The organism is Kaistella antarctica (assembly GCF_900109615.1).
GTDB classification, from domain to species: Bacteria; Bacteroidota; Bacteroidia; order Flavobacteriales; family Weeksellaceae; genus Kaistella; species Kaistella antarctica.
The window spans coordinates 846,963-869,111 of the sequence record NZ_FOIX01000001.1 but is presented as its reverse complement, the minus strand read 5'-3'; the positions used below and the strand labels follow the sequence as shown (position 1 = coordinate 869,111).

Below are 22,149 nucleotides of genomic sequence, written 5' to 3'. Positions count from 1 at the left end.
TTAGAACATAGAAATATGATCGAAGTGTTGAAAGCCATTCAGAAAATCCTTGAGCGACATTCTTTTTTTGCCCTCGAGTTGAACTTCTTCAGGAAGATATAAACCATTCTTAGTGAAGATTTTAAATTGGTGCTTGTCAATTTCTAACGTTCCCGGCAGTTTATCTTGCTCCGACTTTTCGAAAGATCCTTTAAATATTTTTAAAACCTTTTCATCTTCACCAATTTTTATTGAAGTAAATGCGGCTGGATAGGGTGACATTCCACGGATGAAATTATGAACTATCTCCGAATTTTGATTCCAGTCGATTCGGGTATCTTCCTTAAAAATTTTAAACGCATTTTTCGGATGCTCAACGGTAGGTTGTGGTTGCTCTTTAATTGAATTTTCGGCTAGTCCATTTAAAGTGTCAACAACTAATTTAGCTCCCATTTCCATTAATCGATCATGCAATTCTCCGGCATTTTCATTAGGTGAAATAGCGATTTCATTTTGCAAAAGAATATTTCCTTCATCAATTTTTTCATTAATAAAAAAAGTGGTGGCGCCAGTTTTCTTTTCGCCATTGATCACCGCGTAATTAATTGGCGCGGCTCCACGATAATCAGGAAGCAGAGAAGCATGCAAATTGAAAGTTCCCAGTTCTGGCATTTCAAATAAAATCTTCGGCATCATTCGAAAAGCAACAACCACAAATACATCAGCATTAAGTTTTGCAATTTCTTCCAAAAATTCTGGATCACGTAATTTTTCAGGTTGAAAAAAAGGCAACTCATTTTCAACTGCAAAAACTTTCACCGCAGATTGATTAATTTTTTGTCCTCGCCCACTGGCTTTATCCGCTACGGTGACCACACCCACAACTTCGTGATGAGACTGGTGAATTGCTTGTAAAGAAGTTTTTGCAAATTCTGGTGTTCCGAAAAATATAATTTTTAATGATTTCATGGAGTATAATAATTGAATAGGATTTAATAAATATTAGATTTCGTTAATCACGATTGTAGCAATATGTTCTAAAATTGAGCATTTTCACTTTATCTGAATCGAGTAAATGAATTAGGTTTTCTAAAATACTTTCTTTAGCAAAATAATTTAATTTAATGGAAATTTCTTCCACATTTGCTGGGGCAATCTTTAGAACTTCTAAAATTTCTTTAGAGACATCTCGCCCGAAGACTGTTTCTTTTTGCTGCTCACAAACTGAACAATGACCACAGTTTTTCACATTCTTCTCACCAAAGTAAGATAGGATTAATTTCATTTTACAAAAATCTTTATTCTCCACAAAGAATTTCATTTCCTCCCACTTCTGAATTTTATTTTTTTGAATTTGAGAAAAGAGATTCCAGTACTTTCCTTCTATGTCGCGTTGATCACGATGCTTCAAAAATTTAACACTCGATAAAGCACCATCAATATAATCCAAATACCCTTTATGTTGTAATTCGCGAAACCGCTCTTTGATCAAATGAGGATCTGACGCTATTTTTGTACTGAAAGATTTTTCACTAAACATGACTTTGTGAGTAGTAATGCCTGAGATATTACGCAATAAAAGCTCGATGAAATAAGCATCTTTTTTTGCCAGTAAATCAATTTCTTCTGGTCCTATTTTAAGTTCAATCGAAGAAAGCGAATTCTGAAAATTATAAAAAATAATTTCCTGATGATGCAGAAAATTAAGTACGTTTCTGATTTTTGCTAAAGAAACTTTTGTAAAATTTTGAACTTTTTGAATGTGAAGTTGAAACACTTTTTCTGGTAAATCGCTTTCGGCAACTTGAAAGGTAGAATATAAATAGGTAACAATATTTTGAAACTCCGCTTTCGACGGTATCTGATTGATTAAAATCTGGTCAAAAGACTTTAGTTCTTGTTCGTTCCAAAGTAAAAAAGCGTAGGAATTCTCACCATCTCGACCGGCACGACCAATCTCCTGATAATAATTTTCGATTGACGGTGCGGGTGAAAAATGGATAATGAAGCGTACATTATCTTTGTCGATGCCCATTCCAAAAGCGTTGGTAGAAATCAAAACCTGATTTGGGCTTTGAAGCCAAAGATTTTGTTTGGCATTTTTTTCCTTCACCGGAATTCCTGCATGGAAAAAATCCACGTTTCTAATTTGGTTTCGGCGGAGAAAGTTGGATAGTTCTTCAGCTTCCCTTCGAGTTCGTACATAGATGATTCCCGACGAATTATTGTATTTTAAAAGATTTAAAATCCTTTCATATTTGTCTGAAATTTTATCAAAAACAATTTTAAGATTATTTCTTCTAAAACTTTTCTGAAAAACAACTGGATTTTTAAGGTTGAGTTTCAATTGAATTTCCTGCAAAACTTTTGGAGTCGCGGTTGCAGTTAAAGCAAGACACGAAATCTTGTCTAGATTATCTCGGAAGGCCTTTATGTTTTGGTAACTGGGACGAAAATCCTGTCCCCATTCTGAAATACAATGCGCTTCATCTACGGCGATAAAAGAGATTTGAATCTCTTCTAAATTTTGAAGAAATAAACGATTGGTCAATCGCTCAGGAGAAACATATAGTAATTTTGTCAATTCTTCTTTGCATCGGTTAAAAATCACTTCTGCATCATAGTCATCTAATTCTGAGGATAGATATTCGGCTTCTATTCCGATTCTTTTCATCTGATAGACTTGATCCTTCATTAAAGCTAACAGCGGTGATACGACCAAACACGTCCCTTCTAAAATTAGGGCTGGGAGTTGATAACACAATGATTTTCCGCCACCTGTCGGGAGTAAAGCCAATGTATCTTTTCCCGAAACAATTGAATTAATAATTTCTTCCTGTGAATCCCGAAAGCTGTCATAACCCCAAAAATGCTTTAAGGTTTGGTGTTTTAGGTTTTCAAAATCTTGGGGAGAAATCATCGAGTAAAATTACAGAAACAAATTTCATAAAACAAAAAAAGCCACGATTAACGTGGCCTTTCTTTAGTATTTTAAAAGCTTTTTGAATTATTTCCCTTCGAAATAAACTCTTCTGTTGGCTCTGTTTTTCCATTCTGGACATTTAGTCGCAGGTTCACATTCTGGATATTTAAGGTTAGTTTCACCTCTTCCTATCGCATCTAATTTACCTGAAGTTACGCCATTTTGCATTAAGTAATTCTTAACGTTATTGGCTCTTCTTTCAGACAATTTTTGATTGTAAGCATTAGTTCCTCTTGTATCTGTACCGCCAATTACATTGTAAGCACCTTGCGATGAATTAATATAATTAACTGCATTATTCAGAATTGGTGTGTTTGATGGAAGAATTCGGTCTGAGTTTAAATCAAATTCGATTCCTTCTAAAGTTCTTGTTTGATCAGAAACTGTAGACTGACCATCTAAAGGACAACCGTCATTTTCAACAGGTCCTGGAACAGTAACACACTTGTCATACAAGTCAATTACACCATCTAAATCTACATCTAGAGCTACACCAGCACCATCAACTCTTGCACCAAGTGGCGTGTTAAGTTGTCTGTCCCAATCATCACAAACTCCGTCATTATCAGCATCACCTGTTTTACATACTTCTACGTCTTGGTTTTTATCAGCCAATACATCTAACTTGTAATAGATTTCTTGAAGTGGATCATGCCAGAAAAGGTGAGACTCATGCTTTCCTAGGTTTAATGTTGCTCCTAACGTAACATTAATTAAATTGTCGGAGACATTATCATTCACATTTCTGCTGCTTGCACCATCAAAAGTGTCATCACCAGTATAGATGTACATTCCTCTCGCTTCAATATCCAGCGATCTTGTTGCACGATATTTTAAACCTGCACCCGCTTGACCGAATAAACTTCCGAATTTAAAAGGTTTCACTTCTGTAATCAAACTTTGATTGTAAGTTGGTCCTGCATTTTGTCTGTAAGCTTTGTAAGCCAATGTACCAGCACCTGCATATCCATGAAGTGCCCATCTGAACGGTGATTTATTATCTACTCTTCTTAAAAGATTAGAAAAATTAATATCTCCTAAAACAGAAATCGCATCATACTGAGTTCTTCCACCGTCTCCAGATGGAGAAGCAACGTTGTCTTTTGTATTGACGAATCCTTGTCTAGATTCCCCTTTGTCATACTGAAGTTTAAGGCCAAAAGCATGGGTAATTGCTTTATCAACACTTAAATAAGCAGACCAGCCGAAAAGATTTTTTCCAGCTCCGTACCCTTTAATTGAGGTAAGGTCAGACGACTGCATCAATGGTACACCAGCTCCTGCAGAAATCGCCCAGTCATTGAATCGTTTAGATTCTTGTGTAAAGGGAGACACGTTAGCAGAGCTAGAAGTGTACGGATTCGGATAGTTGTTCATAGAACTGCTAATTGAATCTTGTGCAAAAATTGCGGCCGGTAATACTAGCGCGACTGCAATACTTGTTAAATTTAGTTTCATATTATAATTATTATTTTGTTAAAAAAGTTCATTTGTTGGTTTTATATCAACACTTCACTTTATATAGTTTATTTTTATTTAACATTAACTGGACAACCATCATTTGATGCTGGTCCAGGTACTGTAACACATTTATCATATAGATCAATGACTCCATCTAAATCCACATCCAAGGCGACACCAGCACCATCAACTCTTGCTCCTTTTGGAGTGTTGAGTTCTCTGTCCCAATCATCACAAACGCCATCATCATCTAAATCACCTTTTTCACAGACTACAAAATCAATCGCTTGATTATCTAAAGTATGAATTCTATCATTTATGTTTTGCAAAGGATCAAACCACGCAAGATGTGGAGTATGCTTCCCTAATTTGAAAGATACGCCTAAATTTACTGTTAACAAATTATCAGAGTGTGAAGATTGAATTGCGTTATATCTAGGAACGCCATTTTTTCCGATTCCACCTCCGTCAAAAGAATCATCTCCTGAAATAACGTACATGGCTCTCGCTTCAATATCAATTAGTTTAGAAGCATTAAACTTCAAACCTGTTCCGAATTGGAAAAAAAAACTGTCTAATCCAATTTTTTGTTCAATGATGATTGGGATTCTTTTTGGAGTCGTACTGTAACGAGACATATCATTGTCAAGCAATAAAGTATCATAACCCTGAAGACCAAAACCTCCATAACCATGCAGAGCCCATCTATAATTAGAATGGTTGTCAACACGACGAAGTAAATTAGAGAAATTAATATCTCCCAAGACAGAAACTTGGCGATATTTAGTATAAGCAGTTGCCACACCCGCTGCTACACCTGCTGCTCCAGGTAACATGGCTTTTTGATTGGTTTCGCCCATTTGATACTGTAAACCCAGACCAAAGGTATGCGTAATCTGCTTATCTAAACTTGCATAAGCATTCCACCCAAAATTAACTTTGCCGTCGTAAAATGAATTTACGTCTGCTGATTGTAAAAAGGCGCCACCGCCTCCTATGGAAACAGACCAGTCGCTAAACAATCTCGATGAATTATCAAAGGGTTTCACATTGGCCGAGCCAGACGTGTAAGGATTTGGATAATTCCCAGATGTATTAGCAGTTGAATTACTCTGAGCGAAAAATGCTACTGGTAATGCTAGCGCTAATAATAAATTTAATTTCATATTATTGTTTTTAATGTGTTTTATAATACATCCAACAATCTTCGAGAAAAATCACGTTCATATAAATGTTTTTGATGCGGAATCGTCAATTCTTTTGTATGGAATCGAAGATTACCAAAACGTACGATATCGATATCGATAACCCTATCTTGGTACTCACCAGAAATCAATGTATCATCTGCCCTACCCATTTCTCTTTCTATTAATTTTACATAATTTAAGAGTTTTATGGGAGAAAATTGTGTTTTTATTAGTACTGCAATATTACAAAAAATATTATTACTGACAAACTCCACAGGGTCAGTAAATATCAATTCAGATTTTCTTATAATCTCGCCAACTGCCGTCTCAATATTGCAAAGAGCAGCCTCGATATTTTTTTTAGGATCTCCTAAATTACTCCCGAGTAACAAAGTGACTTCATATTGCGACATATCGTTCAAATATAAAAATTATGAGGAGTTTTTTTAAAAACGTTTTAGCAAATATAGTAGCAATTATTATTATAGCCGCAGTGTTTTCACTGTTTTTGATAATGATTATTGCATCAAGTGCCTTGAGTGGAGATCAGAAGCCCTCTATTAAAAGCAACACTGTTCTAACGCTAGATTTCAAAACAAGTATCATCGACAGCCCTACTGAAGACCAAGGTGATTTGTTTGCCTTCAACGATAAACAGAAAAATGTTTTAATTTTCGATATGCTCGAAGCTATAAAAAAAGCAAAAAATGATGACAAAATAAAAGGCATCAGTATAGAGACTGACGGAATTCGTGCTGGCTTCACCCAACTTGATGACATTCGTGGTGCTCTGGAAGACTTTAAGAAAAGCGGAAAATTCGTATATGCATATGGGAATGTAGTTTCGCAATCTGCTTACTATCTAGGTTCTGTTGCTGATCAATATATTCTGAACCCAGCAGGTGGAATCGATTTAAAAGGTTTATCTACGGAAGTTTTATACATGAAGAACTTTGCTGATAAATACGGAATCGGAATTGAAATCATCAGGCATGGGAAGTATAAGGCTGCCGTAGAACCATTCATGCGAGATGATATGTCGCCAGAAAACAAGGATCAACTATCTACTTTATTGAACGACGTTTGGTCTTCTACTTCAAAAAAAATCGCTGCTTCTCGAAAAATTGATTCTGCTCAGTTCCGCACCGTGGTGGATAGTTTATATGGAACAATCCCTGATTTAAGTTTGCAAAATAAATTAGCAGATAAACTAATGCAGAAAAGTGAGTACGATAAAATGATCAGAACTAAATTAAATCTGAAAGAAAAAGACAAGCTTACTAAAGTCTCTTTCAAAAAGTACATCAACTCTTTCAGCGAAGATGCTTCGAAAAAGAATGAGCAAATCGCAGTGCTTTATGCATCAGGAGCAATCTACAATGGCGAAGGTTACAAAGATATTTTCGCTGATAATTATGTTAAAGAAATTAAAAAGTTGACAGAAGACGATAAAATAAAGGCGGTAGTTCTTAGAATAAATTCTCCGGGAGGAAGCGCAAATGCCTCAGATGAAATTTTATTTGAGTTACAGCAACTGAAAAAGAAAAAGCCAATTATCGTTTCTTTTGGTGATTATGCTGCTTCAGGTGGGTATTATATCGCGATGGCTGCAGATAAAATCTATTCGGAACCAAATACCTTAACTGGTTCGATCGGAGTTTTTGGAATGATCCCTTACTTTAAAGAAATTGCAAATAAAAATGGCTTTACCGCTATTCCAGTAACGACCAATGCGAACTCCAATATGTATTCTCCAATTAACGGAGTTACTCCAGGTGGCGTTGCGATCTTAACGAAAAGTGTAGAACAAACTTATAAACGATTCGTACATTTTGTAACAGAAAATCGTAAAAAATCCTTCGAACAGATTGATGAAATTGGTGGTGGTAGAGTTTGGAGCGGAACTCGCGCTAAAGAAATTGGATTGGTTGATGAATTGGGAACCTTGCAAGATGCCATCGCCTTTGCCGCACAAAAAGTGAAACTGAAAGATTATGGCGTAACGAGTTATCCAAAAAAGATGAGTCAGTTTGAGCAAATCTTCAAAAATTTGGACGAAGATGAAATCTCTGCTAGATTGATTAAAAATAAAATCGGTGCGGATAACTATAAAATGTTTGATCAGCTCACCAATCCAAAACTTCAAGAAGGTGTAATGATGAAAATGCCCTTCGATATTAAGATCAATTAAGTATCGATGATAATGTAAAACTAAAAATCCCGCACTGAAAGCTCAGTGCGGGATTTTTTTATCTTAAATTTCTTAGCCTCTTTTAGTAGCCATACCATAAATCCAGAGGACAATCAGTGCACCAGCAATGGCAAGGAACATACTTCCAATGTTGAAACCAGTTACATCACCTAAACCTAATAGTTGACCTACAAAGGCTCCTACGTAAGCACCTACAATTCCTAAAATAATTGTCAATAGCCAACCCATTCCTTGGTTACCTGGCATAATGAATTTTGCTAAAGCTCCTGCGATAAGACCGAAAATGATCCAAGTTAAAATACCCATAGTTTTAAATTTTAATGTTAATATTAAGTAATTTTTATTTCCAACTAATTATCAAACATAAGACCAAAATGATAAAAATCATCTTTTTTAAGGATAAAAGTTGAAATTGTAGCCTTAGCAAATCAACTTTTTATTTGACGTTAACTAAACCTAACGTTTTTTAAAGAAAGAATCTACAAACTCAGCACCATTAAATAGTTGCAAATCGGTCATCTTCTCACCTACACCAATATATTTTACCGGAATTTGAAACTGGTCAGAAATACCAATAACTACTCCGCCTTTTGCAGTCCCATCTAATTTAGTAACTGCCAAAGCATTCACTTCAGTTGCAGCGGTAAAATGTTTGGCTTGCTCAAAGGCATTTTGTCCCGTAGAACCGTCCAGAACCAACAAAATCTCATGAGGCGCATCAGGAATTACCTTTTGCATCACCTTTTTAATTTTGGTTAATTCATTCATTAAATTTATTTTATTGTGCAGACGACCAGCTGTATCTATAATCACGACATCGGCTTTATTAGCCACTGCACTTTGAACCGTATCAAACGCTACAGACGCAGGATCACTCCCCATATTTTGCTTCACAATCGGCACGCCTACTATCTCACTCCAAATAACCAACTGATCAACAGCTGCAGCCCGAAACGTATCCGCTGCACCAAGTACAACGTTTTTTCCTTCTGATTTAAATTGATGGGCGAGTTTACCAATAGTGGTGGTCTTGCCAACTCCATTTACCCCGACAACCATAATTACATAGGGCTTTTTAGTCTCGTCAATGTTTCCAGAGCCAGCGTGTGGATTTTCTAAAAGCAAACCTGTTATTTCTTCTCGAAGAATTTTATCCAGTTCATCGGTGCCGACGAATTTATCTCGGGCAACACGTTGCTCAATTCTTTCAATAATTTTTATAGTCGTAGAAGCACCAACATCAGAGGCGATAAGAATTTCTTCCAGATTATCTAAAACATCTTCATCAACGGTACTTTTACCAACAACTGCTTTAGAAATTTTATCGAAAAAACCTTGACTGGATTTCTCTAAACCTTTATCTAAAGATTCTTTTTCTTCTTTCTTAAATATTTTTTTATACCAACTCATTATAGAAATTACAAATTTGAATTACAAAAACTTGCCACGGGCAAAAACAAAGATAAAATAAAAAAACTATCCATTTAGGATAGTTTTATATATTCTCGTGGGAGTGAAAATTATTTTTTCAAATAACCATCAACTTCCTCAGCGTTCATTACTTTTTCATCAAAAACGTAAGCACCACTTTTAGCAGATTTTACCATTTTAATAACTTTGGTCATTTTTTTTGAACCTGCACCACCTTGTAGGGACGCTACTACTTTCTTTGCCATTTTTTATTGCTTTAAAAAATTACTTAATTTCTTTATGAAGAGTATATTTCTTAAGAACCGGGTTGAATTTTTTCAACTCTAATCTCTCAGTAGTATTCTTCTTATTTTTGGTAGTGATGTATCTTGACATTCCTGCTACTCCGGTTTCTTTGTGCTCTGTGCACTCCAAAATCACTTGTACTCTATTTCCTTTTTTTGCCATGATTTATGATTTTTTAATGAAACCACTTCTGGTCCCTCTTAGTATTGCTTCTTCAATCCCTATTCTATTGATAATTCTCAATCCGTGAGCTGAAACTTTTAAAGTTACAGATTTCTCTAGCTCTGGCAGGTAAAATTTCTTTTCCAATAAGTTAATTTCAAAACGACGCTTCGTTTTGTTATTAGCGTGAGAAACATTGTTTCCTACCATGGCACGCTTTCCTGTTATTTGGCAAATTCTTGACATATCTCGACGTTCTTATTTCTGAGTAAATATTTGAGAGTGCAAAATAACGAAGAATATTTTAGTTATACAAATATTATTGATAATTATTTCAAAGAAAATTGATTTTTATCTCGGTTAAATCTCTAAAAATTTAGAATTTAACTGCTATTAAATGACATTTACCTCTCGCTCTAAATCAATTCCAAATTTTTCCGTGACGGATTCAATAATCTTGGTGGAGAAATCAAAAACTTCTTTCCCCGTCGCAAATCCCGTTTTATTCACGAGCACCAGAGCTTGAAGTTCGTGCGAAGCCACATTCCCCATCTGTTTTCCTTTCCAGCCACATTGCTCAATTAGCCAACCTGCCGGGATTTTAACTACTTCTCCGTTCGGATAGTTAGGCATTTGGGGATACTTTGTCTGCACTTCTAAAAATTCCTTTATTGGAATCGAAGGGTTTTTAAAAAAACTACCCGCATTTCCAATTAATTTTGGATCTGGTAATTTACTTTGACGGATGTTAATCACCGCTTTAGAAATATCCTGAATGGTTGGGTTTTCAATTCCTAAGTTATTCAGTTCAGCTTTGATTGCGCCATATTCTGTTTTGATTACATGATCTTTTCGAGTCAGTTTAAAAGTAACTTCCAAAATCACATACTTGCCTTTTCCTTCTCGTTTAAATATTGATTCTCTGTAGCCGAATCGACAGTGCTCATGATCAAATTCTTCAACATTTAATGTTTCCAAATTCAAAACTTTACAACTCACAAAAGTATCTTTGATTTCCGTTCCATACGCTCCAATGTTTTGCATTGGAGATGTCCCTACGTTGCCTGGAATCAGTGATAGATTCTCTAAGCCTCCATAGTTTTTGTTCAAACAAAACTGAACGAATTCATGCCAGTTTTCACCAGCCTGCGAAGTAACCAAAACTTCATTATCATTTAGAATTCTTTCCGAAACACCTTTCAAATTTAATTGAAGAACGACTCCATTAAAATCTTGCGTAAATAGAATATTACTTCCACCACCTAAGAATAGCAAATCAAATTTCTGAACAGAAGTGTTTCTAAGAATCTGCGTAAGTTGATCCAATGATTTTACTTCTGAAAAATATTTGGCGGACGCCTCAACACCGAACGTATTATAATTTTTAAGCGAATAATTTTCTTGGATATTCATTATTTATGGAGCAATGTTTGAGAGCATATTGTGAATTCTTTTTTCGGCTTCCTCTTTGATAATTCCGTTATAAAAGTCAACAACAAAGGGATGACTAAAATCCAGTTGAGGATAAACTTCCGGTCGTTCATTACCTGGTTTTGTTTTAACATCCATGGCGATACTTTTTTCAAATTGATAATCTGGCAGTGCATTGCTCAGCCAACCAAAATAGACCCTTTCATGGTTTGTATTATTAAAATTGGCGGCATAGTCTTCATAATCCTCTTCATTGAGATAAACCCAAAGTCCGTATTCCAAATATATCGAGGATTTTACAATCTTCTGCTTCAGCACCACTCGAATAAATCGATCTATTCGGTCCGGATATTCGATCGTACAAAAATCAGCATCAATGTTAATTTTAAACGTGTTTTTTTGTTCTTCAGTCAGCCAATAATATGAATTGGGATAGGCAAAAGTGAGTGCTGGATAATCATCATGAATCTCACCGCAAATCGAACATTTATGATCTAAACTCATTTTCAAATTTTATAAAGATTCTATTATTTTTGAATGTGGAAGTGATTAAAAATTCTTTGCAAACTTCGCTAAGGGAAAAGCCTTTGCGCCCGTAAATTTAGCAACATTAAGGATTAAACCTTTGCGCCGTTGCGTTTAAATAAAAAGCGGGCTAAAAAACCCGCTCTTAATACTATTAAAGACCAAATTCAATCTTATATTTTTGTAGTGCATCATTCAACAATTCTACACTTCTTCTCAAATCATCTTCTTTTAAAACATAGGCAATTCGCACTTGTTTTTTACCCAATTCTGGGTCGCTGTAAAAACCACTCATTGGCGCCACCATAATGGTTTCGTTATTGTGCGAATAACTTTCGAGCAACCATTGCGCAAACTTATCAGTATCATCAACCGGAAGTTCTACGGCACAATAAAAAGCTCCTTTTGGTTTCGGACAAATCACTCCCGGAATTCCGTTGAGCAAGTCTACCAAAACATTTCTACGGTGCGTATATTCTGCACGAACTTTCAATATATATTCTGCATCATTTTGATGAGCTGCCGCTGCTGCAATCTGTCCCAAAAGGACTGGACTCAATCTCGCTTGTGCAAAAAGCATCGCCGCATCATGAATTTTTTTAGAACGTGTAATCATACAGCCGATTCTTACGCCGCACATGGAATATCTTTTTGATTCAGAATCAATGATAATGCAATTCTCAGCAATTTCAGGGAAATCAAACATTGAAACCGCTTGCTTTCCATCGTACACATATTCTCTGTAAACCTCATCAGAAATGATCACAATATCATGTCTTAAAGCAATATCAGCCAATTGCTGTAACTCTTCACGGGTGTATAAATAACCAGTCGGATTCCCAGGATTACAAATTAAAATCGCTTTTGTTTTCGGCGTAATTTTTTTCTCAAAATCTTCAATCGGCGGCAACGCAAATCCCGTATCAATCGTCGAAGTTACTGCCACAACATTGATATTAAAAGTGCTGGCAAACCCATTGTAATTCGCATAATAAGGTTCTGGAATAATCACTTCATCGCCATCATCACATAAAGTCGAAAGAGCAAAATTCAAAGCTTCAGATCCACCATTGGTCACGATGAAATTATCAGTCGTAAGATCCGTAAAACCAAGCATGTGATAATAATCTTTCAGCGCAGACCTATACTCTAAATTACCTTCTGAAAGTGCGTATTCAAAGATTTTTAAATCATTATTTTTCACTGCATCCAAAGCAGATTGCGGTGTTTCAATATCGGGCTGACCAATATTTAAATGATAAACTTTGATTCCTCTTTGTTTCGCTTGTAGGGCGTAGGGAACCAGCTTTCTTACCGGTGAGGCAGGCATCTTTTGCGCTCTTACTGAAATTTTTGGCATTATGATTTATTTGTCTGCAAAATTAAGAATTTTTTTGGAGCAAAACAGTTTTTGCTTCTTAGAAAAATCAGTCCGGCTATCCGCTGCAATCTTTTTTCGCCAACACCTTTTCCCAACACCAAAAAAAAAGGATTTCCGCTGCCATCCGGGCTAGAACTTCTTCCAGTTTGTATTTCCACAACTTTTTCATTTTTAAACAAAAATAACCGCAGAAATTTCTGCGGTTAAGTATTATCTATTGTCTAAAACTTAAGGCTTATTTAATAAATCCTTTATCCTTCAATAATGGTTTGATATCTGGATCTTTTCCTGTAAACTGTTTGAATGCCGTATTCAAATCGACAGAATTTCCAACTGATAAAATGTATTTCCGGAAACGGTCTCCATTTGCTCGGGTCATGCCACCATTTTTGGAAATCCAGTCCCAGGCATTAGAATTCAACATATCGCTCCACATGTAAGCGTAATATCCTGCCGAATATCCGCCGCCCCAAATGTGTGCAAAATAAGGAGAATGATATCTCGGTGGAACTTGCTTCAAGTTAAAGCCATATTTCGCCAAAACACTTTTTTCAAAGTCTAAGGTTGGTTTAAACTGCGATTCATCAGTTACGGAATGCCAGTTCATATCAATCGTAGCGGCAGAAACTAACTCTGTCGTAGAATATCCTTGATTAAACGTTCCCGCTTTTTTAATTTTATCTACCAAAGCCTGTGGCATCGGTTTTTTAGTTTGATAATGCAAAGCATAATTTTTTAAGACGGCAGGTTCCAACGCGAAAAACTCATTAATCTGAGAAGGGAACTCTACAAAATCACGAGGGACGCTGGTTCCTGAAATAGAAGTGTATTTTTGATCCGCAAACAGGCCGTGTAGTGTATGTCCAAATTCATGGAACATGGTCGTTACATCATCGTAAGAAATCAAAGATGGTTTTCCTTCGGCCGGTTTTTGATAATTAAAGACATTTACGATTACTGGTTTTTGATCCAATAAATGCGATTGATCTACAAAGTTGCTCATCCAAGCTCCACCATTTTTATTATTTCTGGTATAGAAATCCAAATAGTAAATCGCTAAAGATTTGCCATCACGATCATACACTTCATATGCCACTACATCTGGATGATAAACTGGCAAGTCATTTCTTTCTTTAAAAGTAATTCCGTAGAACTTTTCAGCTGCGTAAAAAACGCCTTTTTCTAACACAGTCTTCACTTCAAAATAAGGTTTGATTTGATTTTCATCTAAATCATATTTTTCTTTTCGAACTTGTTCTGCATAAAAATTCCAGTCCCAAGGTTCGACCGTAAAGCCACCTTTTTGCTTATTAATCAAAGCTTGAATTTCGTCACTTTCTCTCTTTGCCGTTTCCACGGCAGGTTTTGCCAATTGTGCCAAAAGATTGATTGCGTTCTCTGGAGTCTTCGCCATTTGATCTTGCAACTTCCACTCAGCGAAAGATTTTTTGCCCATCAAATGTGCTTTCTCCATTCTTAGTTTCGCTTGTCTTTCAAGAATGCTTCTGGTGTCATCAGCATTATCTTTTTCAGCGCGGTACCAAGACGCTTTAAATAATTTTTCTCTTGTGGCTCTATTCTTTAGATTTTGAAGAAGCGGTTGTTGAGTCGTGTTTTGCAGTGAAAGCAAATAACCCGTTTTTCCAGCAGCTTTTGCATCTGCCGCGGCAGCTGCAATTTCGTCCGCAGAAAGCCCATCTAATTCTTTTACGTCACTGATCAGAAGTGCTCCATTCTTTCTGGCATCTAATAATTTATTAGAAAACTGGGTAGACAGGGTAGCTAATTCTTCATTGATTTTCTTAACCTTTACTTTATTATCCGGCGATAAATTGGCACCCGCAATTTCGAAATTGGTAGTGTATAATTCCAAAACTCGCTTTTCTTCGGAACCTAAATTTAAAGTATTGATTGCTTTAATTCGATTAAATAATTTTTCATTAAGATAAATCTTATCAGATAAGCCGGCAAAAATTGGAGCGTATTCCACTTCTATTTTTTGAAGATCTGGATTGGTATTAGAACCTGTCAAATTATAAAAGACGGTTTGAGCACGTCGCAACACTTCACCGCTATTCTCCAGTGCGAGAATTGTATTTTCAAAAGTTGGTGCGGCCGTGTTGTTCGCGATATTTTCGATTTCTGCCAACTGAACTTTTATTCCATACTCAAAAGCTGGTTTAAAATGGCTGTCCCTAATCTTATTAAATTCCGGAGCTTGATATTGCAGCGAACTTTTCTTCATAAAAGGATTGTTCGCCATATTCGCGTTGGGTGCCGGAATTTCCGTAGAATTATTGTCTGAAGTTTTCATAGTGGTACAGCCACTTGCAATGGCCAGAGATGAAATTAAAAAAATTGATGTAATATTTTTCATTCGTAAATTGTTATTAAGGTATAAAGATATTAATTTTAATTTTATCTTTAACATAATAAACCTTAACACCATTGAACCTATGAAAACATTATCTATTTCCGTTTTATCTGCATTTTTATTATTAACAGCTTGCAATGTCAAATCCGATAGTGGGTTTCCTTTTAATATGACACCAAAAGAAGGAACCGGCATTATAAAAAATAAAGAATATAATTTTTCCTTTGATGAAATTAAAGTAGCCCAATCAATCAAGGCAGAAGTAGTAAAAGCGAGTGTAGAAAAAGTGGTGGTTACGGCTCCTGCTGATATTTTAGATGACGTTTTGGTAGAAAATAACAACGGTCAATTGTACATCCATTTCAAACCAAATTTGAATATTTCTGCCCGAAATGTGGCCGTGAAAATTTTTGCTAAAGATTTCTCCTCCATTAAAGCAAGTTCCTCCGCAAGCATTATCATTAAAGATCAATTCACTCAAGACAAAACAGATATTCAAGTTTCTAGTTCTGGAAGTATAAAAGGAAATTTGGAAGCCAACGATTTGTCAATTGCTGTTTCTAGTTCAGGAACTTACTCTGGAACTGTTTGGGCCGTTAATTTAGATACTCAAGTTTCGTCTTCTGGTGATGTGATCATTTCGGGTAAAACAAAAAATGCAAAAATGAAATCTTCTTCATCCGGAACTTTAAATGCCAAAAATGTCGTTGCGGAAAATGCTGATGTAAGTGCCTCAAGTAGCGGAGACATTAGCTTATCAGTTTCCGATCAGCTAGACGCCTCTGCAAGTTCATCAGGTGACATTAACATTTATAGAAAAGGAAATCTCAATGTGATCAGCCAAAAAGAAAGTAGTGGCGGAAGCGTTTCGATTCAGTAAAGAATAGTCAAGTTTAATCATTAAAAAAATCAGTTCAGAATTTGGACTGTTTTTTTTGCATTAAAATTCAGAAATCAGATAACCCTCTTTAGTTCCATGAATACTATAAATAAGTTTTGGCTGAAGCCTACAGAAATATCCAATAAAAAAAACGGGCTAAAGCCCGTTCCTATTGATTTGTTACATGTCTAATAATTTAAATACATTTTAATTGAAAGGCATTCTCACTTACGTGTTTTTTCTTTTTACTTGGCTCTTTACAAACTACCAACCGCCAGAAGCACCGCCGCCGCCGAAACTTCCGCCGCCGCCGAAGCCGCCAAATCCACCGCCACCGCTTGAGCCACCACCAAATCCACCACCGCCAAAACTTCCTGGGAAGGGAAAGAATCCGCCTGGATAGGAACTTCTGCCTCTTCGTGATAGGATCACATCTTCATCGTCATTGCGTCCGCCATTTCCGCCGCCACCTTTAGATAAGAAACTAATGATGATGAAAACAAAAAAGGCAATCATTAAAATCTGAGAGGAGCTTAAACCGTCCTGATTTGGATCTTTAGCAATGGGTTTAAATTTCCCTTGCACGGCTTCCATTAAAGCGTCTGTGCCGCGGTTAATTCCGTCGTACCACAAGCCTTGTTTGAAATTTGGAGTTACAATATAATCTAAGATTTGTCCTGCAACAGATGCTGTTAAATATCGCTCAACGCCTCTTCCCTGCTGTATAGCAAACTTCCGATCTTCGGTAGCGATCAGAAAAACAATACCGTTATCCTGCTCTTTTTCACCAATCCCCCATTTTTCGCCATACATCGTCGCGAGGTAATTAATGTCTTCACCACTAGTGGTTGGAACAATAATTACGGCAATTTCTGTAGAAGTAGAATCGTAAAACTTGATTAACTTTTGATTGATTTGATTTTTCTCAGTTTCCGTCAATAACCCAACATTATCCGTAACCGGAAATATTTTGGTTGGCTTTTTAGGAATTAACTGGGCAAAAACGATGATGTTTAAACCTAAAAAAAATAAGGCAAAAAGATATTTAAGAGAACGTAATCTCATTAGGAAGTTCGTTTGGATTTTCTCCCACAACGGGGAAGTGTTTTTTCAATTCGAGACCGGTTTGCAGGATGCCACTTTTTAGACCCTCAAAATATTTTTGGTTAGAAAATGCGATCGTAATTTCATCATGCATTTTATCCCAAAATCTTTGGTGAACTTTCTGGTGAATTCCTTCGTCGCCGATAATGGTAAGATACTGCTGTTCAAAATTGACATGAAAAAGCACCGCAGTTTTGGCAACAGTTTTATTCTCACAGAGTCTTTTGAAAACCTCAAAAGCAATCTCTGCGTTATTTCCTTCGGTGGTAGAATCAATATGAACTTTGATTTCACCTCGGGTGTGATTTTCTGCTGTTTGAATGGCTTCTACGAGAGAAGCCATTTGATAATCTGTAAGGAAGCTATTCATTAGTTACTAAAAACTTCTGGAGCATTTTCAGCACCTGCAGCTGCTTTGAAAGTTGGTTTTTCTTTGAAATTGGTGAAGTTGGCCAAAATATTATTTGGGAATGATTTAATGGTAATATTATACTCATTCGCTGCTTCGTTAAAATAGACCGTCTCGCTGCGAATACTGTTTTCGATCGCGATATATTCTCTTTGGAAATTAAGGTATTGCTGATCAGCTTTCAAATTTGGATATTGTTCTACCACCGCCATCAACTTGCTTAATGTTCCACTTAATTCACCTTGGGCTGCCTGGAATTTCGCCAAGTCCGCTTCGGTCATATTCGTAGGGTCGATCGTAATTGAAGTAGCTTTTGAACGAGCCTCGATTACTTTGGTTAAAGTTTCTTGCTCGAATTGGGAATAAGATTTTACGGTACGCTCTAAATTGGGAATTAGGTTGGCGCGTTTCTGATAAACGGTTTCTACATTCGACCATTTGGTATTGACGGTCTGCTCTTTGGCAACGAAATTATTGTAGCCATTTTTTCCCCAGAAAAAAACCAGCACGGCAATTACAAGTAGAGCAATCCCGATTGTTCCGGCGCTCATACATCCTTTGTTTCTCATAGTTTATTATTTTTTTAATTTAATGCGATACCCAAATATACAAATTATGTGCTAAATTTGTGAAAATTTAAAAAAATGATTACAATTGTTGTGGCGATGGGACTAGACAATGAAATTGGGGCAGATAATCAGTTACTTTGGCATTTGCCAAAAGATTTAAAACATTTTAAAGAAATGACTACTGACCACCCTATTATCATGGGTCGAAAAACGTATGAAAGTATTGGCAAAGCGCTTCCTGATCGTACAAACATTGTAGTCAGCAGAAAAAAAGACTGGTTCGAAGAGGGAATACTGATCGTGGGAAGTGTAAAGGAAGCGGTGAAGTTTGCCAAGAAAATAGATGAACAAGTTTTCATCATTGGTGGCGGAAACATTTATGAACAAACCTTAGACTTGACGGATAAACTAGAAGTAACTTTAGTTCAGACCAACTTAGAAGCAGATACTTTTTTTCCTAAGATTGATCCAAAAATCTGGAATAAAATAGAGGAAGTTTGTCATGAGAAAGATGAAAAGAACGAGTTTGATTTTTGCTTTCAAACCTATGAGCGAAAAGTAAAATTGGCTGAAAAATAAGTATCCAACCGTAGACTTCTATTTTCAACTCAAATTATTATCTTTGCACCATTAAAATTTAACAATGAATAAATATATAAAATTCGTCATCACCGCAATAATGATTGCTTTCGGAGTTTATCTGATGATGAACAGAAATATCGGTTGGGGAATTGTAACGGTGATTCTTTCGGGAATTCCGATTTTACTCTTTTTCAAAAACGAATACATCTTATTGGCTTTTTGGTTTTTAAGAAAACAAAACATGGTAAAAGCAGGAAGTTGGTTGACGAAAATCACCAATTACCAATCGCAACTTCACAAGTCCCAGTATGGCTATTTTCATTATTTACAGGGACTTACTTTAGCTCAAGATAATCCGAGTAAAGTAGAACCTTACATGAAAAAAGCTTTGGAATATGGATTGAATATGAAGCACGATCGCGCAATGGCAACTTTAAATATCGCCGCGGGAGCAATACAAAAAGGCAGACGTCAGGAAGCAAAACAACTTTTGGAAGAAGCTAAAAGACTGGACAGCTCGGGAATGATGACCGACCAGATCAAGATGCTGAAAGATCAGCTGAAAATGCCATCGATGCAGAAACATATGCACAATCCGAACATGAGACAGAGAGGGAAATTCTCGTAATCAGATATCAAAAAATATAAGCTCGATTTCAGTCGGGCTTTTTTTGTGGCCAGAGGCGAGCGCCAAAAAGACTGTTTTATAAGTTTACCTCAAGCAATGAGAAAGATTTTCATGTAAAACTAATACCTCAAACTTACTTGCTAAGACCTAACATTACATTTCCGCATTATCATCTACGCCATAGAATTTCGGAATTTGCCACTCGTACTTTACCGCAAATGTCCGGATCGCAACAATTAGCAGAATGGTGAATATTTGCACAAACGCATAAGAAAGCGTAGTGTATTTGACCAAAATTAAAAATATTCCGCCACCCACAATACAAGCCGTTGCATAAATTTCTTTTCGGAAAATTAGTGGAATTTTATTCAATAAAATATCGCGACTAATTCCACCCACACAGCCAGTGATCGTTCCTAAAGTGATACAAATTAAAGGGTTTAGATCAGCATTCATGCCCTTCTGAATTCCCACAATCGTAAATAATCCTAGACCAATACTGTCAAAAATAAATAAGGTAACTCGAAACCTCTTCTCAACCGATTTGAAAATCATAGAAACAATGCAAGTTATAAATACGACTGAGCAGATGATCATATCATGCATCCAAAAAACGGGTACATCTAATAATAAATCCCGCACCGTTCCGCCACCCACAGACGTGACAAACGCAATAATCAAAATTCCAAAAGGATCCAACCGTTTTTGCATCGCAGCAAAACTGCCCGACATCGCAAAAGCAATGGTTCCTAAAATTTCAATGGCGAGCGTAAGGTTTTCTTGAACCATATGTAATGGATGATAGATGATGGATGATGGATGATGGATGCTAAAAGAAAAACGTTAGTATTAGAAGCGATCCGAAAAGTTCACGAATTGAGAAAATAATCCTTTGTATTCTATATTTTATTTTTTGCTCAACTTGTCAACTCTAACTGCTTCGGGAACCATAATTTCGTAATTACCACCAAACGTAATGATTTCTCGCACGATGCTGCTGCTGATGAATGATTTCCCTGACGAGGTTAACAGGAATATGGTTTCTATTTCATTATCCTTCGTTAGTTCTCTGTTGGTTTGGGCTATTGCTTTTTCAAACTCAAAATCCGCGGGATTACGAAGTCCACGCAAAATGAAATTCACATTTTTACTGTGGCAATAATCGATAGTTAATCCTTCAAAATGATCAACTTCAATATTCGGGAATTTCGCAAAAGACTTTCGGATAAACTCCATTCTTTCTTCTAAGGAAAACATGTACTTTTTTTGTGAGTTTTGTCCAATCGCAATAATTATTTTATCAAATAGAGGATAAGCTCTTTCGACAATATCATAATGACCAAGGGTGATAGGATCGAATGAACCTGGAAAAACTGCTACTCTCATAAATGATTTTAAATTTTGAATAATAAATTTTAGATCAAATAATTTTAAATCTAAAATAAAAAGTTTTATTTATTTTTTAGCCAGTGCTTTTTCGACTTCGTTGCCACACAAGTCCTTGACTGAAATTCCGTAAAAATTTGCCTGCTGCGGTAAGATTGACGTCGGCGAAAATCCAGGATTCGTATTCATTTCTAGCATGTAGGGAATTCCGTTCATAATGATAAATTCACTTCTTGAAAATCCACTCATACCTAAAGCTTCATAAGCACGTTTCGAAATCTCTTCTACTCTTTTACGAGTTTCATCATCGATTCTGGCTGGTGTAATTTCTTCTGAAGCACCTTCATATTTTGCTTCGTAGTCGAAAAATTCTTTATCGGGAACAATTTCAGTGATTCCTAAAACTACCGTTTCATTATTAAAATCGACAACACCTACCGACACTTCCATTCCATCTAAGAAACTTTCGATTAAAATTTCTTCGTCTTCTGCAAAAGCAAATTGTAAAGCTTTCTTTAACTCAGACTGTTCTTTAACCTTAGTAATTCCCAACGACGAACCAGACTGATTCGGCTTTACAAAAAGAGGCAAGCCCAGCTCTTCGATAATTTGAGTTTCATTTATTTCTTCACCTTGTCTTAAATAAATACTTTTCGCTGAGGGAATTCCATATTTAGAAAGGACTGTTAAAGTATCTTTTTTATTAAAGGTTAGAGCACTTTGATAAAAATCGCAACCTGTATATTTTTGGCCAATCGTATTCCAATATGCTTGTAGCTCACCATTTTCGCCTGGTCTTCCGTGGATGATATTAAAGCAAGCATGAAACTTCACCTGAAATCCACTGGTTAAACTTACTGAGAAATCAGATTTATTGATGGGTGCTTTTTGACCACGATCATCCAGAAAATACCAGTCGTCTTTCAGAATGACGACTTTGTAAACATTGTAAAGTTCACGATCCAGAGAATCATAAACCAGCTGACCACTTTTTAGGGAAACTTTATATTCATCAGAATATCCGCCCATTACTACGGCTATATTTTTTTTGCTCATCTAATAAAACTATAGAAGCAAAATTAAGCAAATTGTTTAAAAGCCACGGCTATAATTAGGAAATTTATGTCATCACCAGAAATAGATTTTAAAAGAACGAGCTGATAAAAATGAGGCTTTATCT

24 protein-coding genes are annotated in these 22,149 nt (G+C 36.1%); 4 read left to right on the top strand and 20 right to left on the bottom strand.

The genetic code is table 11. From position 1 onward, the window contains the following. The 5 genes from fmt to folK form a co-directional block, all read right to left on the bottom strand. The gene (gene fmt / locus BMX49_RS04190; RefSeq protein WP_034718866.1) at positions 1–948 is read right to left on the bottom strand and encodes a methionyl-tRNA formyltransferase; all 948 of its coding nucleotides are present in this window, start codon (positions 946–948) and stop codon (positions 1–3) included. Positions 949–991: 43 nt separating this feature from the next. Then, a complete protein-coding gene (locus tag BMX49_RS04185; RefSeq protein ID WP_034718865.1) occupies positions 992–2,899 on the bottom strand; it encodes a RecQ family ATP-dependent DNA helicase in 1,908 nt (635 codons plus the stop codon). Positions 2,900–2,986: 87 nt separating this feature from the next. Beyond that, on the bottom strand, positions 2,987–4,420 hold the full coding sequence (locus BMX49_RS04180) for an OmpA family protein (protein WP_034718864.1): 1,434 nt from the start codon (positions 4,418–4,420) through the stop codon (positions 2,987–2,989). Positions 4,421–4,494: 74 nt separating this feature from the next. Next, positions 4,495–5,589, bottom strand: a complete 1,095-nt coding sequence (locus tag BMX49_RS04175; protein WP_034718863.1) for a hypothetical protein — start codon at positions 5,587–5,589, stop codon at positions 4,495–4,497. 20 nt (positions 5,590–5,609) lie between these two features. Beyond that, on the bottom strand, positions 5,610–6,023 hold the full coding sequence (folK, locus tag BMX49_RS04170; protein WP_034718862.1) for a 2-amino-4-hydroxy-6-hydroxymethyldihydropteridine diphosphokinase: 414 nt from the start codon (positions 6,021–6,023) through the stop codon (positions 5,610–5,612). A gap of 20 nt (positions 6,024–6,043) precedes the next feature. Here folK and sppA point away from each other — a divergent pair, with 20 nt between their 5' ends. After that, positions 6,044–7,801 carry a signal peptide peptidase SppA gene (gene sppA, locus BMX49_RS04165; protein WP_034718860.1) on the top strand — a complete coding sequence of 586 codons (1,758 nt, stop codon included), beginning with the start codon at positions 6,044–6,046 and terminating at the stop codon, positions 7,799–7,801. A gap of 72 nt (positions 7,802–7,873) precedes the next feature. Here the strand turns inward: sppA and BMX49_RS04160 are convergent, their stop codons facing one another. The 9 genes from BMX49_RS04160 to BMX49_RS04115 form a co-directional block, all read right to left on the bottom strand. Next, positions 7,874–8,128, bottom strand: a complete 255-nt coding sequence (locus tag BMX49_RS04160; protein ID WP_034718859.1) for a GlsB/YeaQ/YmgE family stress response membrane protein — start codon at positions 8,126–8,128, stop codon at positions 7,874–7,876. Between the two features lie 150 nt (positions 8,129–8,278). Beyond that, complete coding sequence (gene ftsY / locus BMX49_RS04155) at positions 8,279–9,232, bottom strand: signal recognition particle-docking protein FtsY (RefSeq protein WP_034718857.1); 954 nt, start codon at positions 9,230–9,232, stop codon at positions 8,279–8,281. 110 nt (positions 9,233–9,342) lie between these two features. Then, a complete protein-coding gene (locus BMX49_RS04150; RefSeq protein WP_074726709.1) occupies positions 9,343–9,498 on the bottom strand; it encodes a DUF4295 family protein in 156 nt (51 codons plus the stop codon). Positions 9,499–9,517: 19 nt separating this feature from the next. Continuing rightward, the gene (rpmG, locus tag BMX49_RS04145) at positions 9,518–9,700 is read right to left on the bottom strand and encodes a 50S ribosomal protein L33 (protein ID WP_015806891.1); all 183 of its coding nucleotides are present in this window, start codon (positions 9,698–9,700) and stop codon (positions 9,518–9,520) included. 3 nt (positions 9,701–9,703) lie between these two features. Then, complete coding sequence (rpmB, locus tag BMX49_RS04140; protein ID WP_034718855.1) at positions 9,704–9,946, bottom strand: 50S ribosomal protein L28; 243 nt, start codon at positions 9,944–9,946, stop codon at positions 9,704–9,706. A 147-nt stretch (positions 9,947–10,093) separates the two neighbouring features. Then, complete coding sequence (murB, locus tag BMX49_RS04135) at positions 10,094–11,113, bottom strand: UDP-N-acetylmuramate dehydrogenase (protein ID WP_034718853.1); 1,020 nt, start codon at positions 11,111–11,113, stop codon at positions 10,094–10,096. 3 nt (positions 11,114–11,116) lie between these two features. Continuing rightward, a complete protein-coding gene (locus BMX49_RS04130; RefSeq protein WP_034718851.1) occupies positions 11,117–11,635 on the bottom strand; it encodes a DUF2199 domain-containing protein in 519 nt (172 codons plus the stop codon). Between the two features lie 175 nt (positions 11,636–11,810). Further along, complete coding sequence (locus BMX49_RS04125; RefSeq protein WP_034718849.1) at positions 11,811–13,016, bottom strand: pyridoxal phosphate-dependent aminotransferase; 1,206 nt, start codon at positions 13,014–13,016, stop codon at positions 11,811–11,813. Between the two features lie 256 nt (positions 13,017–13,272). After that, positions 13,273–15,414, bottom strand: a complete 2,142-nt coding sequence (locus BMX49_RS04115) for a M3 family metallopeptidase (protein ID WP_034718846.1) — start codon at positions 15,412–15,414, stop codon at positions 13,273–13,275. Between the two features lie 79 nt (positions 15,415–15,493). Between BMX49_RS04115 and BMX49_RS04110 the strand changes: the two genes are divergently transcribed. Then, positions 15,494–16,291, top strand: coding sequence for a head GIN domain-containing protein (locus tag BMX49_RS04110; protein WP_034721162.1), 798 nt, complete (start codon positions 15,494–15,496; stop codon positions 16,289–16,291). A gap of 264 nt (positions 16,292–16,555) precedes the next feature. Here the strand turns inward: BMX49_RS04110 and BMX49_RS04105 are convergent, their stop codons facing one another. The 3 genes from BMX49_RS04105 to BMX49_RS04095 are packed head-to-tail and all read right to left on the bottom strand — an operon-like array spanning position 16,556 to position 18,373. Then, positions 16,556–17,356, bottom strand: a complete 801-nt coding sequence (locus tag BMX49_RS04105) for a TPM domain-containing protein (protein ID WP_034718844.1) — start codon at positions 17,354–17,356, stop codon at positions 16,556–16,558. Then, positions 17,337–17,765, bottom strand: a complete 429-nt coding sequence (locus BMX49_RS04100) for a TPM domain-containing protein (protein ID WP_034718843.1) — start codon at positions 17,763–17,765, stop codon at positions 17,337–17,339. Before BMX49_RS04100 ends, BMX49_RS04105 begins: the two co-directional genes overlap by 20 nt. Continuing rightward, positions 17,765–18,373 (bottom strand): LemA family protein, encoded by a 609-nt coding sequence (locus BMX49_RS04095; protein WP_034718841.1) that lies wholly within the window; start codon positions 18,371–18,373, stop codon positions 17,765–17,767. Before BMX49_RS04095 ends, BMX49_RS04100 begins: the two co-directional genes overlap by 1 nt. Before the next feature lie 75 nt (positions 18,374–18,448). Here BMX49_RS04095 and BMX49_RS04090 point away from each other — a divergent pair, with 75 nt between their 5' ends. Further along, a complete protein-coding gene (locus tag BMX49_RS04090; protein ID WP_034718839.1) occupies positions 18,449–18,952 on the top strand; it encodes a dihydrofolate reductase in 504 nt (167 codons plus the stop codon). Between the two features lie 64 nt (positions 18,953–19,016). Next, positions 19,017–19,583 (top strand): hypothetical protein, encoded by a 567-nt coding sequence (locus BMX49_RS04085; protein ID WP_034718838.1) that lies wholly within the window; start codon positions 19,017–19,019, stop codon positions 19,581–19,583. Between the two features lie 153 nt (positions 19,584–19,736). Here the strand turns inward: BMX49_RS04085 and BMX49_RS04080 are convergent, their stop codons facing one another. The 3 genes from BMX49_RS04080 to BMX49_RS04070 all read right to left on the bottom strand — a co-directional run bounded on the left by BMX49_RS04080 (position 19,737) and on the right by BMX49_RS04070 (position 22,025). After that, entirely contained in the window at positions 19,737–20,372 is a 636-nt protein-coding gene (locus tag BMX49_RS04080; RefSeq protein ID WP_034718836.1) for a trimeric intracellular cation channel family protein, read from the bottom strand. Between the two features lie 117 nt (positions 20,373–20,489). Further along, complete coding sequence (coaD, locus tag BMX49_RS04075) at positions 20,490–20,969, bottom strand: pantetheine-phosphate adenylyltransferase (protein WP_034718835.1); 480 nt, start codon at positions 20,967–20,969, stop codon at positions 20,490–20,492. Between the two features lie 69 nt (positions 20,970–21,038). Beyond that, positions 21,039–22,025, bottom strand: coding sequence for a D-alanine--D-alanine ligase (locus BMX49_RS04070; protein WP_034718834.1), 987 nt, complete (start codon positions 22,023–22,025; stop codon positions 21,039–21,041). Positions 22,026–22,149 lie beyond the last annotated feature (124 nt).

Coding starts and splice junctions, on each gene's coding strand:
- fmt (WP_034718866.1), bottom strand. CDS start 948: ATGAAATCATTAAAAATTATATTTTTCGGAACACCAGAATTTGCAAAA.
- BMX49_RS04185 (WP_034718865.1), bottom strand. CDS start 2,899: ATGATTTCTCCCCAAGATTTTGAAAACCTAAAACACCAAACCTTAAAG.
- BMX49_RS04180 (WP_034718864.1), bottom strand. CDS start 4,420: ATGAAACTAAATTTAACAAGTATTGCAGTCGCGCTAGTATTACCGGCC.
- BMX49_RS04175 (WP_034718863.1), bottom strand. CDS start 5,589: ATGAAATTAAATTTATTATTAGCGCTAGCATTACCAGTAGCATTTTTC.
- folK (WP_034718862.1), bottom strand. CDS start 6,023: ATGTCGCAATATGAAGTCACTTTGTTACTCGGGAGTAATTTAGGAGAT.
- sppA (WP_034718860.1), top strand. CDS start 6,044: ATGAGGAGTTTTTTTAAAAACGTTTTAGCAAATATAGTAGCAATTATT.
- BMX49_RS04160 (WP_034718859.1), bottom strand. CDS start 8,128: ATGGGTATTTTAACTTGGATCATTTTCGGTCTTATCGCAGGAGCTTTA.
- ftsY (WP_034718857.1), bottom strand. CDS start 9,232: ATGAGTTGGTATAAAAAAATATTTAAGAAAGAAGAAAAAGAATCTTTA.
- BMX49_RS04150 (WP_074726709.1), bottom strand. CDS start 9,498: ATGGCAAAGAAAGTAGTAGCGTCCCTACAAGGTGGTGCAGGTTCAAAA.
- rpmG (WP_015806891.1), bottom strand. CDS start 9,700: ATGGCAAAAAAAGGAAATAGAGTACAAGTGATTTTGGAGTGCACAGAG.
- rpmB (WP_034718855.1), bottom strand. CDS start 9,946: ATGTCAAGAATTTGCCAAATAACAGGAAAGCGTGCCATGGTAGGAAAC.
- murB (WP_034718853.1), bottom strand. CDS start 11,113: ATGAATATCCAAGAAAATTATTCGCTTAAAAATTATAATACGTTCGGT.
- BMX49_RS04130 (WP_034718851.1), bottom strand. CDS start 11,635: ATGAGTTTAGATCATAAATGTTCGATTTGCGGTGAGATTCATGATGAT.
- BMX49_RS04125 (WP_034718849.1), bottom strand. CDS start 13,016: ATGCCAAAAATTTCAGTAAGAGCGCAAAAGATGCCTGCCTCACCGGTA.
- BMX49_RS04115 (WP_034718846.1), bottom strand. CDS start 15,414: ATGAAAAATATTACATCAATTTTTTTAATTTCATCTCTGGCCATTGCA.
- BMX49_RS04110 (WP_034721162.1), top strand. CDS start 15,494: ATGAAAACATTATCTATTTCCGTTTTATCTGCATTTTTATTATTAACA.
- BMX49_RS04105 (WP_034718844.1), bottom strand. CDS start 17,356: ATGAGATTACGTTCTCTTAAATATCTTTTTGCCTTATTTTTTTTAGGT.
- BMX49_RS04100 (WP_034718843.1), bottom strand. CDS start 17,765: ATGAATAGCTTCCTTACAGATTATCAAATGGCTTCTCTCGTAGAAGCC.
- BMX49_RS04095 (WP_034718841.1), bottom strand. CDS start 18,373: ATGAGAAACAAAGGATGTATGAGCGCCGGAACAATCGGGATTGCTCTA.
- BMX49_RS04090 (WP_034718839.1), top strand. CDS start 18,449: ATGATTACAATTGTTGTGGCGATGGGACTAGACAATGAAATTGGGGCA.
- BMX49_RS04085 (WP_034718838.1), top strand. CDS start 19,017: ATGAATAAATATATAAAATTCGTCATCACCGCAATAATGATTGCTTTC.
- BMX49_RS04080 (WP_034718836.1), bottom strand. CDS start 20,372: ATGGTTCAAGAAAACCTTACGCTCGCCATTGAAATTTTAGGAACCATT.
- coaD (WP_034718835.1), bottom strand. CDS start 20,969: ATGAGAGTAGCAGTTTTTCCAGGTTCATTCGATCCTATCACCCTTGGT.
- BMX49_RS04070 (WP_034718834.1), bottom strand. CDS start 22,025: ATGAGCAAAAAAAATATAGCCGTAGTAATGGGCGGATATTCTGATGAA.